Consider the following 15448-nt stretch of genomic DNA (forward strand, 5'->3'; position numbering starts at 1 on the left):
CAGTTCGTTGCGTGTTTCGGCCTGGCGCCATGACAGGTTTGTGCAGCGAGCCGCGCCTCCGTCTTGCGGAGCTCTTCCGTGATGGAACGCAGGTCGAGCATAGGTAATCGCCTTCTGGCGGCCTTGCCGCCCGCCGACCTTGATTTGCTTGCGCCTCATCTCCGCAAGATATCGCTCGAACGCGACGCCGTGCTGGTGCGGTCGGGCGACCTCGTCGAACAGATCTATTTTCCCTGCACGGCATTGATCGCGTTCGTTATGGACATGCCGAACGGACAGGCCGTTGCGACGACAATGATCGGCAACGAGGGCGCCGCCGGCATCCTGTCGACACTCAGGTCGATACGCTCGCCGATGACCGCGGTGGTTCGCGTCGCGGGCACGACGTGGCAGATTTCGCCGGCACGATTTCACGCCGCGCTCGCGCACAGTCACGCGCTTGGCAGCGCGGTGCAGCTCCATATGCGGTCGCTGCTGGTTCAGTTCCAGCATATCGCGGCGTGCAATGCGCTCCATTCCGTGGAGGCCCGTCTGGCCCGGTGGTTGTTGCAGGTTCACGATCAGATCGGCGACGACACGCTGCCGTTGACGCAGGAGACGCTGTCGGAATTGCTCGGCGTGCGACGAACGACCGTGACCCACGTCGTGCACAAGCTTCGCGCCTCGGGCGCAATCCGCTCCAACCGGCGGAGCTCGATCGAGGTTGACAGGCCGCGGCTCGAAACCGCGGCCTGCGAGTGCTACGAGATCATGCGCGGCAGGATCGACCGCATCGTATCCGCGGAAGGGATGAGGTCGTCCGGTCACGGCGGGCCGCCACACGGACATCGGCGTTCGCACGCCGGACCGTGGACCAATGGCGACAAGGTTCATGCACATACCCGCGGCGCGGGTGCTGAGCGATCACGAAGCCATTGAATGCGGTTGCAACGCAGACGCGGGTGTCAGGACGCCTTGCGCAATTCGTGCTCGGGTTCGTGCACCCACGCGTCCCTGGCGAACCATTCGTGATTGGTCCGACAGCTCGTGCAATAGCTGCGCGAAAAGAACACGGTGCTGCACCGGAACGTCTCACGGTCGGATTTCATGCCGGTATTGATCGCACGTCCCGTCCGCGGGCATTTGATCATGATGACGCCCACCTTGGTCCTCCTCCAATGTCAGGAATTGCTGGTCCCGCGCACCGTCGGCTGGACCGTGCCTCTTCTGACGGAGACCCTTGGTCCAGCCGGCCTGGGAGCGGGGGGGGGGGGCTCCTCAGGAAGGTGTTTTCAAGGCCTTGGCAAAGCTCTTCTTGATCGGCTCGGAGGTCTCGGTCGCGACTTTCTTCGCGATCTCCCAGAGCTCCTTGTTCTGCGCGGTCGTCGCTTCGAAATTTTTGCGGCCGTGATCGGCCGAAAGCTGGATGACTTCCGACAGCGACCTGGTGCCGGCGAGTTCGGATATGAAAGCGAGGGCCGAACTGGCGTTGGAATGCGAGATCTCGATCACCTTGGCTGCGTAATCCGCAGCGCCCTTGGCGTTGACCGCATATGCCTCCTTGAGCAAGACGGAGATTTCCTCCGAGGCTTCCTTGACCTTCTCGAACTGTTCCCGGGCGCGTGTCGCATTTTGTTCGGCGATACCCTGAAAGGCCTGGGGCAGCGCGAACAGGGGCAGGCTGAAGCCGCCGGCTTTCGGATTGTCGCTCACTTCATTCGTCTGGACGTCACTCACTGGCTCTGATCCTTTCAAGCGAAACAAAATCAAGGAAAATCGGCGCCTCGCAGTGCACGGACGCTGGGGAAGCGTAGCTGGAGCGCTCCCTTCCACCTGGTTTTTTGCTGATGCCGGGTCACCGCGTGCTCGCTTGAGCAGGACTATGCAGGATCGGCGGTGCAGCTTCCGTTCGCTTTCTGACTCTCGCGGAGATTTTTTTCCGGGACGAAACGACCGTCGTATGGTGGCACTGTGGGGCGTTCGGCCACCGATCGCGGCGGAGGCGCAGCCGATGCGGCTGGACATCCCGACCGCTTGCCTCAGGAGGGTGGGTAGTCGGGTGTCATCCCGATCTGAAGGCGCGCAGCACGACATTTCGACGCGACTGCTTGGAACCTCGGTGCGCGGCTGGAGTCGACTCCTTTGCTCCCGGCCAATGCCCCCCAAGCCCACCGGGAGAAAACCCCAACTGGGTTGGCGGCCTTGGTGCAGCGTCAGGTTTCGCGCACTGGGGCCGTTTCTTGCAGGACTGGAAAATCGGGCGACGCAAGCGCATATTTCCCAGATGGCGACCATTGTTCAATGCAATTGCGGCGCCGAGTACAGACGCACTGAAGAGAAGTTCTTGGTGCCGCATACGGGTGATGCGATCTGCACGGTCTGCGGAGCTGCGCTGGAATCGTGGTTGGAAGCGACCCACGTTCCTACATACGAACTAATCGAACGTCCGGATCGAGGACAGCCAGGCGGAATGACCGGCCACCCCTGATGGCCTGGTCGTGACCTGACGGCGACTCGCGGTGTCCGTGCTTCGGAGACGGCTCGTTCGATCGACTAGCCGAGCCGCTGATCGCGTGCGTTCTGGGTGTCCTCGGTGGCGACCTTGACGGCTTCCGTCGCGGCGCGCTTCTCGGCGCCCTTGCGGCTCGAGATGTCGATCGCCTTGCGGCCGGCGATCTCGTTGCCGGCCTCAGCCGGCATCTGCCAGAAGAACCAGGCCGAGGCCGCCGAGATCAGCGAGACCACGATGAAGGCCGGCGCGAACACGTCGGCGGAGAGCTCGGTCTGGTGGTGCAGCGCCAGCGTGGTTTCAACCGAGAACGCGCCGACCGCGACGCCCGCGGACACCGCGAGCTGCTGGTTGACGCTGACGAGGGTGGTGGCCCGGCTCATCTGCGGCGCCTCGACCTCGGCATAGGCCACCGTGTTGATCGCGGTGAACTGCAGCGAGCGGAAGAAGCCGCCGACCACCAGGATGGTGAAGATCAGCATCAGCGGCGTCGAGATCGTGAACAGGGCGCAGGCGGCGAGGAAGGCCGAACTGACCACCGCGTTGACGGTCATCATGTTGCGGAAGCCGAAGGCGCGGATGATGCGCGCCGCCAGCGTCTTCATGCCCATGGCGCCGACCGCCGACGCAAAGGTGACGAGACCGGACTGGAACGGCGACAGGCCGAAGCCGACCTGCATCAACAGCGGCAGCAGGAATGGCAGCGCGCCGATGCCGAGCCGGAACATGAAGCCGCCGACGATCGACGCGCGCATGGTCGGCAGCCGCAGCAAGCCGAAATCGAGCACCGGCGAACCGGTCCGCCGTGCGTGGATGACGTAAAGCGTCATCGAGACCGTGCCGACACCGACCAGCACGGCGACGATCGGCCACGGCAGCAGATTGAGCCCGGCCACCGACAGCCCGAAGGCGATGCCGGCGAGGCCGATCCCGGCCAGCACCAGTCCCACGAGATCGAAGCGCTCGGGATCCTCGCTCTTGATCGGATCGATGTATTTCAGCGCCAGGAAGATGCCGAGCAGCCCGATCGGGATGTTGATCAGGAAGATCCAGTGCCAGGAGAAATAGGTGGTGATGAAGCCGCCGAGCGGCGGCCCGATCACCGGGCCGATCAGCGCCGGGACCGTCACCCAGGCCATCGCGTTGACCAGCGCACTCTTGTCGACCGAGCGCAGCAGCACCAGCCGCCCGACCGGGGTCATCATCGCCCCGCCGAGGCCCTGCAGGATGCGGGCGAACACGAAATCGGTCACCGAGGACGACAGTGCGCAGCCGATCGAGCCCAGCATGAACACGCCGACGGCGCCGGCAAACACGATGCGGGCGCCGAAGCGGTCCGCGGTCCAGCCGCTCGCCGGGATGAACACCGCGAGCGACAGCAGATAGGAGGTGATGGCCAGTTTCAACGTCAGCGGGCTGGTGCCGATATCGGCGGCGATCGCCGGCAGCGAGGTCGCGATCACCGTGGAGTCCATGTTCTCCATAAACAGGGCGGTGGCCACGATGAGCGGGATCAGGCGTTGCTTGTTCATCAAAATAGGACAGCTGTGCTGAAAAGGCGGGCGAGCGGGCCATATCATCCTGCCCTCGGCCACGCTATTGCGGAACCGGCCAAACGCCCTAAATCCTGCGTGACGCTGGTATGCATCCGCCCGTGTCCAAAGGTTCGCCGTGATCTACGTCCTTGCCGCTCTCCTGCCGCCGATCGGACTGCTCCTGAACGGACAGCCGTTTTCGGCCATCTTTAATCTGGTCCTGATCGTGTTTTGCGCGATTTTTGGGCTGTTTTTCCACGTGTTGCTGCTGGTGCCGTCGGCCCATGCCGTGATCGCGGTCCACATGAAGCGCGAGGACCGGCGCCATCGCGAAATGGTCGAGGCGATCCGCCGCCATGGGCCGCCGCCGGGTTACCGGGCGCCCTGAACCGGACCCTAAAAAGGCCTGTGCATGGCTGGCAAACACTTTGATTCGTCATGCCGCCATGCTATCGACCAGCGTCAACCCCACCGATGGGCGCCGATTCGACGGTGACGCAGCGAGCGTCGCCGCAGGTAGCGTTCATCCGTAAGACCGTCGCGGCTGGGCCGCAGATAAAGGAGTTGGCAATGGCCACGGGATTTCCGGCTATCCGCGAAGCCTTCACGTTCGACGATGTGCTGCTGAAGCCCGGTTTGTCCGACGTGCTTCCCTCGGAAGTCGATATTCGCTCGCGCGTCACCCGCGCAATCTCGCTCAACATCCCGATCATGGCGTCCGCGATGGACACCGTCACCGAGGCGCGCATGGCGATCGCGATGGCGCAGGCCGGCGGTCTCGGCGTCATCCACCGCAACTTCGATCCGGAAGGGCAGGCCGCGCAGGTGCGGCAGGTCAAGAAGTTCGAGTCCGGCATGGTGGTCAATCCGCTGACCATCGGCCCCGACGCCACCCTCGCCGATGCGCTGACCCTGATGAAGGAGAACGGCATCTCGGGCATTCCGGTCGTCACCGGTGCCGCCAAGAACGTGCCGGGCAAGCTGGTCGGCATCCTGACCAACCGCGACGTGCGCTTCGCCAGCGATCCCCGGCAGAAGGTCTCGGAGCTGATGACGCACGAGAACCTCGTCACGGTGCGCGAGGGCGTCGGCCAGGACGAGGCGAAGCGGATGCTGCACAAGCATCGCATCGAGAAGCTGCTCGTCGTCGACGACCAGTATCGCTGCGTCGGCCTGATCACCGTCAAGGACATCGAGAAGGCGGTCGCCCATCCGCTCGCCTGCAAGGACGAGCACGGCCGCCTGCGCGTCGCCGCCGCCACCACGGTCGGCGAGACCGGCTATGAACGCACCGAGCGGCTGATCGATGCCGGCGTCGACGTCGTCGTGGTCGATACCGCGCACGGCCATTCGCGCCACGTGCTCAACGCCGTCAACCGCATCAAGCGGCTCTCCAACGCGGTGCAGGTGGTGGCCGGCAACGTCGCGACCGAGGGCGGCGCGCAGGCGCTGATCGATGCCGGCGCGGACTGCATCAAGGTCGGCATCGGCCCCGGCTCGATCTGCACCACGCGCATCGTCGCCGGCGTCGGCGTGCCGCAGCTCACCGCGATCATGGATGCGGTCGCGGCCGCGAAGAAGGCCGACGTGCCCGTGATCGCCGACGGCGGCATCAAATATTCCGGCGACCTCGCCAAGGCGCTCGCCGCCGGTGCCGACATCGCCATGGTCGGCTCGCTGCTCGCCGGCACCGACGAGACGCCGGGCGAAGTCTTCCTGTGGCAGGGCCGCTCCTACAAGGCCTATCGCGGCATGGGCTCGGTCGGCGCGATGGCGCGCGGCTCGGCCGACCGCTACTTCCAGCAGGACATCAAGGACACGCTGAAGCTCGTCCCCGAAGGCATCGAGGGCCAGGTGCCCTACAAGGGTCCGGTCGGCAATGTGATGCACCAGCTCGCCGGCGGGCTCAGGGCGGCGATGGGCTATGTCGGCGCCAAGGACATCAGGGATTTCCACGACAAGGCCGAATTCGTCCGCATCACCGGCGCCGGCCTGCGCGAGAGCCACGTCCATGACGTCACCATCACGCGCGAAGCCCCGAACTATCCGGGCGGGGTGTAAGCACAAGCACCGTCATTCCGGGGCGGTCCGAAGGGCCGAACCCGGAGTCCCGGGAGTCCGGGACGACATCATCCGCTAGGCGAGCCAGCGCTTGCGTCGCTTGTAGTGCTTCACATCGCGGTATGATTTTCGCTTCTCTCCGGCGACGCCGAGATAGAACTCCTTGACGTCCTCATTTGCGGCGAGCGCGTGCGCTTCGCCGTCCATCACCACGCGGCCGTTTTCGAGGATGTAGCCGTGGCTTGCATATCTGAGCGCCATATTGGTGTTCTGCTCGGCGAGAAGAAACGACACACCTTCCCTGGCGTTGAGATCCTTCACGATCTCGAAGATCTCTTCGACGATCTGCGGCGCGAGGCCCATCGATGGTTCGTCGAGCAGGATCATCTTCGGGCGTGACATCAGCGCGCGGCCAATCACGCACATCTGCTGTTCGCCGCCCGACGTATAGCCGGCGGTGGAACTGCGTCGCTCTTTGAGGCGGGGGAAATAAGCGTAGACACGTTCAAGGTCCTGCGCGATCGCGAGCTTGCCGTCCGTCCGTGTAAAGGCGCCGGTCAGGATGTTCTCCTCGACCGTCAGATGAGGGAAGGCGCGCCGCCCCTCCATCACCTGGATGCAGCCGCGTCGCACCACCTCGTTTGGCGACAGGGACTTCACCTCGACGCCGTTGAACAGGATCGAGCCCTTGGTGACCTCGCCGCGCTCTGCGTGCAGCAGATTGGAGACCGCCTTCAGCGTCGTCGTCTTGCCGGCGCCGTTGGCGCCGAGAAGCGCAACAATGCCGCCTCGCGGGACCTCCAGCGAGACGCCCTTCAACACGAGAATGACGTGATCGTAGACAACCTCTATATTGTTGACCGATAAAATCAGCGCTGCCGCTTCCGTCGCAGCGGTGACGACCTTGGCGATTGACATGCGCAGACCTCCAAACTGAGCAGGGGCTGCGATCCGGGAGCAGGCAATCCTGCCTCCCGGATCACTCGCACGGGGTCAGGTTTCCTTCGCGCAGTCGCGCGGCTTGATCTTTTTCTCCGCGGCATACTTCGCGGACACGTCGGCGACGAGTGGTTCGATCAGCGATTCGTCAGCCGTGTACCAGTCGGAGATCACTTTCCAACCCTTGCCATCCCATTGCTGGACGCGCCCGTAGCGCGCGCCTTCGTGGTCGGAGCAGGAAATGCTGACCGGCTTCAACATACCCTCAAAGCCGAGCTCCTTGATTCGTGCATCGGTGAGTATGAGGTTCTCAAGCCCCCAACGGACCTGCTCGCCCGTCAGCGGTTGCTTGCCGAATTTTTCTTGCGCCTTGCGGATCGCCTCTACGCCGAGCATGGCATTCGTGATGCCGCGGTTGTAGAGGACTTCGCCGATCTTGCCGGGTTCTGTCGAACCCTTTCCCTTGGCGTAGACGTACTTCTCTATGTCGGCGTGCACGGGGAATTTTCCTGCGCCATGCTGAAGCATCAACGATTTGTAACCGCTGGCCTGATCGCCCGCCGGCGTCACATCCGGCTCCGCGCCTGACCACCAAACACCGATCATCTTGTCGCGCGGATAGGCGACGGCGGCGGCTTCCTTGATTGCCGTGCTGTTCATGACGCCCCAGCCCCAGACCAGGACATAGTCCGGCCGATGCTGGCGGATCGCCAGCCATTGCGACTTCTGCTCGACGCCGGGATGCGTGACGGGAATCGGCGTGAACTCAAAGCCGTACTTCTGCGCCAGCACCTGCAGCATCGGGATTGGCTCTTTGCCATAGGGGCTGTCATGGTACAGCAGCGAAATCTTCCTGCCTTTCAGCTTGTCGAAGCCGCCGAGTTCCTTGGCGACGTGCTGGATCGCGATGTCGGCCGCGGACCAATAAGTGCCGAGCAATGGAAAATTATACGCGAACACCGCGCCGTTCTTGGAATCGGCACGGCCATACCCCATCGTAATGATCGGGATCTTGTCAGCCGCGGTCTTTTCGGTGAGTGCGAAGGTGATCCCGGTCGACAGCGGATTGATGAAGGCCGCGCCGGTTGGTCCTTTGCTCTTGAGACGCTCGTAACACTCCACTCCCTTGTCGGTCGCGTACCCCGTCTCGCATTCCTCGATCAGAATCCTGACACCGTTGATGCCGCCGTCACGTTCATTGATCAGGTTGTAATAGTCTACTACGCCGTTTGCGTAGGGCGCGCCGTTCACGGCGTACGGTCCGGTCCGGTAGGACAGAATTGGGATGAACTGTTCGTTTTGCGCTGCGGCCGGTGCGCTAAGCGCCGCGCCGGCCAAGGCGGTCGCGACTATCAGTAACCTGCGTGCAATACTTGCCATATTGATATCCTCCTTGCGGTACTTCCTTCCTCTAGGTTGTCGGCGGCCGTCACCCGATTGCGATCGAGGCACGATCGCTTCCTCAATACGGAAACGGCCAAAGTCTGAGCTTCTCCTTGCCGATCGAGATCAGCCGGGCGAAGCCATGGGGTTCCTTGATGAGCAGATAGCAGATCAAGGATCCGAAGATGATGAACTGGAGATGAGTGATCGTTTGCGTCGACAGTGGCAGGCCGAGCTTGGTCGGAATCACATTCAGCATGATCGGCACGATGAGGATGAAAGCTGCTCCGATGAACGAACCCATGATCGAGCCGAGCCCGCCGATGATGACCATGAACAGAAGCTCAAGCGAGCGGTCGATCGAGAATGCAAGCGGCTCCCATGAACCGAGGTAGACGAACGCCCAGAGCGCACCCGCCACCCCGATGATGAACGAAGAGACCGCGAAAGCCGTCAGTTTTGCATAAAGCGGCCTGATGCCGATCAGCTCGGCGGCAATATCCATGTCGCGGATCGCCATCCACTGCCTGCCGAGATTGCCGCGCACGAGATTCTTTGCCAGCAACGCCATCACGGTCACGAAGAGCAAACACAGCAGGTAGCGCTCGACCGGCGTGCGAACGACCATACCGAAGAAATTCAGTTCCGGCGCATTCACCGATCCCGACGGGGCGTAGTTGGTGAACCACGGGAGCCGCAGGAAGGCCCAATCGAAGAAGAACTGCGCGGCGAGCGTTGCGACCGCCAGGTAGAGACCCTTGATCCGCAGACTGGGAATGCCGAACAGGATTCCGGCGCCCGCCGCCATGAACCCGCCCAGCAGAATGGATGCCAGCACGGGCAACGGCGGAATCGCGATCGCGAAGCCAAGCCAGGCAAGCGGGATATGAATGCCGGTCGCCAGCTTGTAGGCGGAATAGGCGCCGATGGCCATGAACGCGCCGCTGCCGAGCGAAATCTGGCCGCAATAGCCGACGAGAATGTTTGTCCCGATGGCGGCGAGCGCCAGGATGAGGAAGGGCAGCAGGATGGCCCACAACAGATAGTCGGTGCCGAACGGCCAGATCCGGAAGGTGGCCAACAGCGGCACGCCAATGAAGGCAATTCCGAGCAAGACCGCGAGGGCAATACGATCCTGTCGAATCGGGAAGATCGCCATATCCTCCGCATAGGTCGCCTTGAACTGGCCGGCTTCGCGATAGAGCACAACGACCTCCTTGCCTCAGACGCGTTCGATGATCCGCTCGCCGAACAGGCCCTGTGGCCGCAAGAGCAGCACCGCCAATGCCAGCACATAGGCAAACCAATATTCGATGCCGCCGCCGATGGATGGCCCGAGATATACCTCTGCGAGCTTCTCACCCGCCCCGACAATGAGCCCGCCGACGATGGCTCCGGGAATGGAGGTGAGGCCGCCGATGATCAGGACCGGCAAAGCCTTCAGCGCGAGAAACGTGATGGAGAACTGCACGCCCAGCTTGGTCCCCCACACGGTCGCCGCGACGAGCGCAACGAGGCCGGCAACGAGCCAGACCACGAACCAAATCCAACTGATTGGAATCCCGATCGAGTGCGCGGCCAAATGGTCGTCGGCCACGGCTCTGAGCGCGCGACCGGTCTTGGTACGCTGAAAGAAGACCGCGAGGCCGGCGACCAGGACGCCCGCGATCAATGCGCCCCAGACATCCAGCTTGTTGACCAGAATCCCGCCCGGGAACAGGCCTTCAAACAAGAACCAGGCGTCGGTCGGGAACAGCCGCAGCGGGTAGACATCCGATCCGAAGATCATCTCCGCGGCGCCCTCGATAACGAATGTCACGCCGATCGTCGACATGAACAGCGTCAAGCCATCCTGATTGACCAGAGGTCCGATCACGAACCGCTCGATGAGCCAGGCGGTTGCTGCCATGATCACGGCGGCAAAGCCGATAGCGAGGATGACCGCGACCCAAAGCGGAAGGCCGTTGGCGACCAGGAGGTCGAGGGCGCGAACCAGCGCCAATCCCGCGAGCAACACCATTGCTCCCTGCGCATAGTTGAATACGCCGGATGCCTTGAAGATCAGCACGAAGCCGAGCGCGACCAGCGAATAGAGCACGCCGGACATCAATCCGCCGATCAGGACCTCGAGAAACTGACCCAGTGCGATCATGGACGCACCTCAATGCGCGACGCCAAGATATGCGTCGATGACAGCTTGGCTTCTCTTCACTTCATCAGGCGTGCCGTCGGCGATCTTCACGCCGTGATCAAGCACCGCTACGCGATCCGACAGATCCATGACCACGGCCATGTCGTGCTCGATCAGGGCGATGGTCGTGCCGTAATGGTTGTTCACATCAATGATGAACCGCGACATGTCCTCCTTCTCCTCGAGGTTCATGCCTGCCATCGGCTCGTCCAGGAGCAGAAGGTCGGGCTCCATCGCCAGGGCGCGACCGAGTTCGACACGCTTCTGCAAGCCGTATGGCAAACGCCCGACGGGTACCTTGCGGATTGTCTCGATCTCCAGGAAGTCGATGATCTCCTCGACCTTGCGCCGATGCTCGATCTCCTCTGCGAGGGCAGGGCCATAACGCAGCAGCTGCCACAACAGCCCCCGGCGCACCTTCAAGGTGCGGCCTGCCATGATGTTGTCGAGCGCGCTCATGCCCTTGAACAGGGCGACATTCTGAAAGGTGCGCGCGATGCCGCCGCGCGCCGCCTCGAACGGCTGCATTTTGGACCGGGTGCTTCCCTTGAAGGTGATGGCGCCATGGTTGGGGTGATAGAACCCGTTGACGACGTTCAGCATTGAGGTTTTGCCGGCGCCGTTGGGGCCGATGATGGCGCGAATTTCGCCTTTTCTGACGTTGAACGAGACGTCCCGCAGCGCCTTGACGCCGCCGAAGGCCAGTGCCACGCCCTCGACCTGCAGCAGGATTTCGTTGGCGTTTGGCGCTCTCATGCTGCTCTTCCCAGCGATTCTGCCGGACCGATGATTTGCATGTCGCGAATCTCGACTCGTGCCGCGATCGTGCCCTTCCGGCCATCCTCAAACGTCACTTCCGTGGAAATGTCGGCGTCATGCGCTCCGTTGTAGAGTGCCGTGACCAGCGACGCATAGCGTTCGGCAATGAAGCGGCGGCGCACTTTCTGCGTGCGGGTCAGCTCGCCGTCATCCGCGTCGAGCTCCTTGTGCAGAATGAGGAAGCGGCGAATCTGGGCGCCCGCGAGCACCGTTTCCCCGGCTAGGGAGCGGTTCACCGCGGCAACGTCTTTGGCGACCATGTCGTAGACCAGCGGATGCCCGGCAAGCTCCTGATAGGATCCGTAGGCGACGTTGTTGCGTTCCGCCCAATTCGCGACCGCGACCGGGTCGATGTTGAGCATGGCGCATACGAACTCTCTGGAGTCACCGAACGTGATCGCTTCCTTGATATTGGGATAGAACTTCAGCTTGTTCTCAAGGTATTTGGGAGCAAACATCGTGCCGTCAGCCAATCGACCGACGTCCTTCGCACGATCGATGATCTTCAGATGCCCGGTCTTCTCGTCGAAAAAGCCCGCATCGCCAGTCCTGACATATCCGTCGGACGTCATCGCTTCCGCGGTCTTTGCCTGATCCTTGAAATATCCGAGGAACATGCCGGGCGAGCGAAACTGCACTTCGCCCGAGTCCGCGATGCGGATGTCGACGTTGGGCGCCGGCGGACCAACCGTATCGGGGTAGATCTCGCCATCGGGCTGACACGTTACATAGAGGAACGCTTCGGTCTGGCCGTAGAGCTGTTTCAGGTTCAGTCCGATCGCGCGGTAGAACGCGAACAGATCAGGACCGATAGCTTCACCTCCAGTGTATGCGACGCGCACCTGAGACAGGCCAAGAACGTTCTTGAGGGGCTCGTAGAGCAGCCAGCGCCCGAGCGCATAGAGCAATCGGCCCGACAGCGGCACCGGACGTCCCGTCAAGACTTGCTCGCCATACCGCCGCGCGACGTCCAGAAAGTAGCTGAACAAGTGCCGCTTGATTGGCGCTGCGTCCTCCATCCTGACCATCAGCCGCGTCAGCATGGCCTCGTAACCGCGTGGCGGGGCCAGGTAGAAGGTTGGTCCTATCTCATGCCGATCCTGCTCGATTGTGTTGCTGCTCTCGGGGCACGCCATGCAGAATCCGGCCACCATGCCTTGCGCATAGCTGACGTAATGATCGCCCGCCCAGGCCAGCGGCAGATAGGCCAGCACCACGTCCTTGTCGGTCAACTTGTCGAACCGCGTGGTGTCGGTTGCGGCATCGATGCAGCCTCGCGCCGACAGCATGACGCCCTTGGGCGCGCCGGTCGTTCCCGAGGTGTAGAGGATGACCGCGATGTCCGAACCGTTGCCGGCCCGAATGGACTCATCGATCCGTTCGCCAAGCGCGGGATCGGCTGCAAGCGCGGCGCGGCCGTCATTGATGATATCGCCGATTGCGATCAGTCGACCGTGGTCGTAGCCGTCGATTCCGCGCGGTTCATCGTAGATAATCCTGTTCAGTTGCGGCAGTCGGTCGGACACCGACAGGACCTTGTCGACCTGCTCCTGGTCCTGCGCAGCGACCAGCGTCGCCTCGGCGTGAGCGAGAACAAAAGCAAGCTCATCAGCCACTGCATCGGAGTAGACTGGAACGGGGATCGCGCGCAGCGTCTGCGCTGCCATCATGGTCCAGTAAAGCTTGGGCCGATTGGAGCCGACGACCGCGATTGTCTCGCCTGGCCGCAAGCCGAGGCGATGCAAGCCGGCAGCGTAGCTACGTATGATTTCGGCAACCTCAGCCCAGGTCCAGCTCTGCCAGATGCCAAGATCCTTGTGCCGGAACGCTGGCCGCGTGCCAAATTGTGCCGTGTTTCGCAGCAGCAATTTGGGAAACGTGTCATACGATGCGCCGCCGGCCATGTCGGTCTCGATCCAAAAACCGAAGCGTTGGTTCGCTCCTGTTATGGTGATGCCTGCCCCATTTTTGGGTAACAGACATGCGAGTGCCGCATGGTCAGAGATTACAGCGAATCGAAAGTCCGACAAGTGCCAGATTGATAGGTCGCGTTTTGCCGCGGGCGCGCGCGGCAGAGATAGGTCTACCGGCTGCCAATTCGCCGAAGGTGAATCCGGCCGCCACCAGACGGACATTGCGGCGCGAAGACGCTGATCGGCTCTCAAGAGGTAACCCCAATGCTTCGGAGAGCCTCACGTCCGTCGGACGGTCCCGCGAAGCGGACCGAAGTCCTGCGCCATCAGGTTTCGAGGGCGACCGGAAACCGATTGCCGATCAGCTGGGCGGCCGCCTCGTTGCGACCATGGAGGGCCGCCTGACCGCCTTGGCTCCGCCGTGCCGGATCGCGAGGTCGGGTCAGGCGACTTGACGATGGCCGCTTCGTTTGCCGGTGGCGCGCCGTGACAAACTGCCGCCACCAGGGGGCCCTGCGAACCGCCGCGACGTGACGGTATCGCGTTGGCGCCAATGTGCCTGGCATGATGGCTGTCATTTCAAACAACATTTCAAACAACGCAACGCGAAGACAGCAAATCCATTTCCCTTGCGGGGAGGTGGATTGCATGACTACGTGTGCGCCACGAACCAATCATCCCAAGAGGAAATCATGTCCCAAGGAAAGCGCATCGTTCTGGCTTCGCGCCCGCACGGCGAGCCCACGTCGGCCAATTTCAGGCTCGAGGACTACACGCCGCCGGCACCGGGTGCGGGCGAGGTGCTGCTCCGCACCATCTGGCTGTCGCTCGATCCCTATATGCGCGGCCGCATGGCCGACGGTCCGTCCTATGCCGCACCGGTGCCGGTCGGAGGCGTGATGGAAGGCGGCACGGTGAGCGAGGTGATCGCCTCCAACAATCCCGGCTTTGCCAAGGGCGATATCGTACTGTCGCGCGCGGGCTGGCAGACGCATGTGCTGTCCGACGGCAAGGGCCTTGCCAAGATCGATCCGAAGATCGCGCCGATCTCGACCGCGGTCGGTGTGCTCGGGATGCCCGGCATGACCGCCTATACCGGCCTGCTCGAGATCGGCAAGCCGCAGGCGGGCGAGACGGTGGTGGTCGCGGCCGCGTCCGGCGCGGTCGGCTCGGCGGTCGGCCAGATCGCCAAGATCAAGGGCGCGCGGGCGATCGGCATCGCCGGCGGCAAAGACAAGTGTGCCTACGTCAAGAACGAGCTCGGCTTCGACGAGTGCCTTGACCACCGCGATCCCAATCTCGCGCCGAAGCTGAAGGAAGCCTGCCCGAAGGGCATCGACGTCTATTTCGAGAATGTCGGCGGTGCGGTGTTTGACGCGGTGTTTCCGCTGCTCAACGCGTTCGCGCGCATCCCGGTCTGCGGTCTGATCGCGCATTACAACGACACCGAAGCGCATGCCCCGAAATGGGCCGGCGCGATGATGCGCAACATCCTGACCAAGCGGCTGACCTTCCGCGGCTTCATCGTCAGCGACTTCGCCGCCATGCATGGCGACTTCCTCCGCGACATGTCGCAGTGGGTGCGTGAGGGCAAGGTCAAGTACAAGGAGTTCGTGACCGAGGGCCTGGACAGCGCGCCGGAGGCCTTCATGGGCCTGTTCAAGGGCGCCAATTTCGGCAAGCAGCTGGTCCGGGTCGGGCCGGACAAGGCCTGAGTTACAGGCCCCGGAAGCTCCCATTCCGCGCAACAAAGTATCAAATGCGCCACAATGGCGGGGATTTGGGGGCCTTTTGGCCCCCATTTGCTTGACGGAGACCCGCAGCAGTTGATTCAATATGGCTATATTTCAGGTGTAGCCATGATTTTTGAAGCTATTGTTGTCGGGGTCATTCTCCTCGCCGTCGGCTATTGGGCGACGATGTTCGTCATGGGCCGCCGCGATGACGTCTTGCATGGAAAATTCGTCGAGGAGCAGCCGGATACGACGCCGGTCCGCTTCATGCCGCACGTATCTCGCGTACGGCCCGCGCAGGCGGCAACACAGCCCGACAGGGACTCGCTTCAGGCGCTGCTCACCGTGATCAAGCAGGACCTGCACGACGCGGCGCGGAGCTGACG

The 15448-nt window shown here is 62.7% G+C and carries 13 protein-coding genes; 5 read left to right on the top strand and 8 right to left on the bottom strand.

Going from position 1 to position 15448, the window contains the following annotated elements; translation table 11 throughout:
- The first annotated feature begins 81 nt into the window (after nucleotides 1-81).
- Nucleotides 82-918, top strand: a complete 837-nt coding sequence (locus ACVIHF_RS11085) for a Crp/Fnr family transcriptional regulator (protein WP_456781923.1) — start codon at nucleotides 82-84, stop codon at nucleotides 916-918.
- Between the two features lie 339 nt (nucleotides 919-1257).
- Here ACVIHF_RS11085 and ACVIHF_RS11090 read toward each other — a convergent pair whose 3' ends face one another.
- The gene (locus ACVIHF_RS11090; RefSeq protein WP_456792050.1) at nucleotides 1258-2004 is read right to left on the bottom strand and encodes a phasin; all 747 of its coding nucleotides are present in this window, start codon (nucleotides 2002-2004) and stop codon (nucleotides 1258-1260) included.
- A 528-nt stretch (nucleotides 2005-2532) separates the two neighbouring features.
- Nucleotides 2533-4020, bottom strand: coding sequence for a DHA2 family efflux MFS transporter permease subunit (locus ACVIHF_RS11095; RefSeq protein ID WP_456780840.1), 1488 nt, complete (start codon nucleotides 4018-4020; stop codon nucleotides 2533-2535).
- Nucleotides 4021-4159: 139 nt separating this feature from the next.
- Here ACVIHF_RS11095 and ACVIHF_RS11100 point away from each other — a divergent pair, with 139 nt between their 5' ends.
- The gene (locus ACVIHF_RS11100) at nucleotides 4160-4411 is read left to right on the top strand and encodes a hypothetical protein (protein ID WP_253609095.1); all 252 of its coding nucleotides are present in this window, start codon (nucleotides 4160-4162) and stop codon (nucleotides 4409-4411) included.
- 182 nt (nucleotides 4412-4593) lie between these two features.
- Entirely contained in the window at nucleotides 4594-6084 is a 1491-nt protein-coding gene (gene guaB / locus ACVIHF_RS11105; RefSeq protein ID WP_028335041.1) for an IMP dehydrogenase, read from the top strand.
- Nucleotides 6085-6159: 75 nt separating this feature from the next.
- On the opposite strand, the gene ACVIHF_RS11110 is transcribed toward guaB, so the two are convergent.
- From ACVIHF_RS11110 to ACVIHF_RS11135, 6 genes are all read right to left on the bottom strand, one after another.
- Nucleotides 6160-7002, bottom strand: a complete 843-nt coding sequence (locus ACVIHF_RS11110; protein ID WP_057019776.1) for an ABC transporter ATP-binding protein — start codon at nucleotides 7000-7002, stop codon at nucleotides 6160-6162.
- 75 nt (nucleotides 7003-7077) lie between these two features.
- Complete coding sequence (locus ACVIHF_RS11115; RefSeq protein ID WP_456792051.1) at nucleotides 7078-8403, bottom strand: ABC transporter substrate-binding protein; 1326 nt, start codon at nucleotides 8401-8403, stop codon at nucleotides 7078-7080.
- Nucleotides 8404-8485: 82 nt separating this feature from the next.
- A complete protein-coding gene (locus ACVIHF_RS11120; protein WP_456792052.1) occupies nucleotides 8486-9613 on the bottom strand; it encodes a branched-chain amino acid ABC transporter permease in 1128 nt (375 codons plus the stop codon).
- 15 nt (nucleotides 9614-9628) lie between these two features.
- A complete protein-coding gene (locus ACVIHF_RS11125; RefSeq protein WP_080667122.1) occupies nucleotides 9629-10558 on the bottom strand; it encodes a branched-chain amino acid ABC transporter permease in 930 nt (309 codons plus the stop codon).
- 9 nt (nucleotides 10559-10567) lie between these two features.
- Nucleotides 10568-11353, bottom strand: a complete 786-nt coding sequence (locus ACVIHF_RS11130; RefSeq protein WP_051003365.1) for an ABC transporter ATP-binding protein — start codon at nucleotides 11351-11353, stop codon at nucleotides 10568-10570.
- Nucleotides 11350-13320, bottom strand: coding sequence for an AMP-binding protein (locus ACVIHF_RS11135; protein ID WP_456794079.1), 1971 nt, complete (start codon nucleotides 13318-13320; stop codon nucleotides 11350-11352). The genes ACVIHF_RS11130 and ACVIHF_RS11135 overlap by 4 nt, the downstream gene beginning before the upstream one ends.
- Nucleotides 13321-14021: 701 nt before the next feature.
- Between ACVIHF_RS11135 and ACVIHF_RS11140 the strand changes: the two genes are divergently transcribed.
- Together ACVIHF_RS11140 and ACVIHF_RS11145 are read left to right on the top strand one after the other, a co-directional pair.
- On the top strand, nucleotides 14022-15044 hold the full coding sequence (locus ACVIHF_RS11140; protein ID WP_456792053.1) for an NADP-dependent oxidoreductase: 1023 nt from the start codon (nucleotides 14022-14024) through the stop codon (nucleotides 15042-15044).
- A gap of 144 nt (nucleotides 15045-15188) precedes the next feature.
- Nucleotides 15189-15446: a hypothetical protein gene (locus ACVIHF_RS11145; RefSeq protein WP_456794080.1), complete on the top strand. Its 258-nt coding sequence runs from the start codon at nucleotides 15189-15191 to the stop codon at nucleotides 15444-15446.
- Nucleotides 15447-15448: the final 2 nt, after the last annotated feature.

Source organism: Bradyrhizobium sp. USDA 4506, assembly GCF_054058795.1.

Bases quoted from the DNA above. Each gene is read 5' to 3' on its own strand.
- ACVIHF_RS11085 (WP_456781923.1), top strand. From the start codon at position 82: ATGGAACGCAGGTCGAGCATAGGTAATCGCCTTCTGGCGGCCTTGCCG.
- ACVIHF_RS11090 (WP_456792050.1), bottom strand. From the start codon at position 2,004: ATGTCCAGCCGCATCGGCTGCGCCTCCGCCGCGATCGGTGGCCGAACG.
- ACVIHF_RS11095 (WP_456780840.1), bottom strand. From the start codon at position 4,020: ATGAACAAGCAACGCCTGATCCCGCTCATCGTGGCCACCGCCCTGTTT.
- guaB (WP_028335041.1), top strand. From the start codon at position 4,594: ATGGCCACGGGATTTCCGGCTATCCGCGAAGCCTTCACGTTCGACGAT.
- ACVIHF_RS11110 (WP_057019776.1), bottom strand. From the start codon at position 7,002: ATGTCAATCGCCAAGGTCGTCACCGCTGCGACGGAAGCGGCAGCGCTG.
- ACVIHF_RS11115 (WP_456792051.1), bottom strand. From the start codon at position 8,403: ATGGCAAGTATTGCACGCAGGTTACTGATAGTCGCGACCGCCTTGGCC.
- ACVIHF_RS11125 (WP_080667122.1), bottom strand. From the start codon at position 10,558: ATGATCGCACTGGGTCAGTTTCTCGAGGTCCTGATCGGCGGATTGATG.
- ACVIHF_RS11130 (WP_051003365.1), bottom strand. From the start codon at position 11,353: ATGAGAGCGCCAAACGCCAACGAAATCCTGCTGCAGGTCGAGGGCGTG.
- ACVIHF_RS11135 (WP_456794079.1), bottom strand. From the start codon at position 13,320: ATGGCCGGCGGCGCATCGTATGACACGTTTCCCAAATTGCTGCTGCGA.
- ACVIHF_RS11140 (WP_456792053.1), top strand. From the start codon at position 14,022: ATGTCCCAAGGAAAGCGCATCGTTCTGGCTTCGCGCCCGCACGGCGAG.
- ACVIHF_RS11145 (WP_456794080.1), top strand. From the start codon at position 15,189: ATGATTTTTGAAGCTATTGTTGTCGGGGTCATTCTCCTCGCCGTCGGC.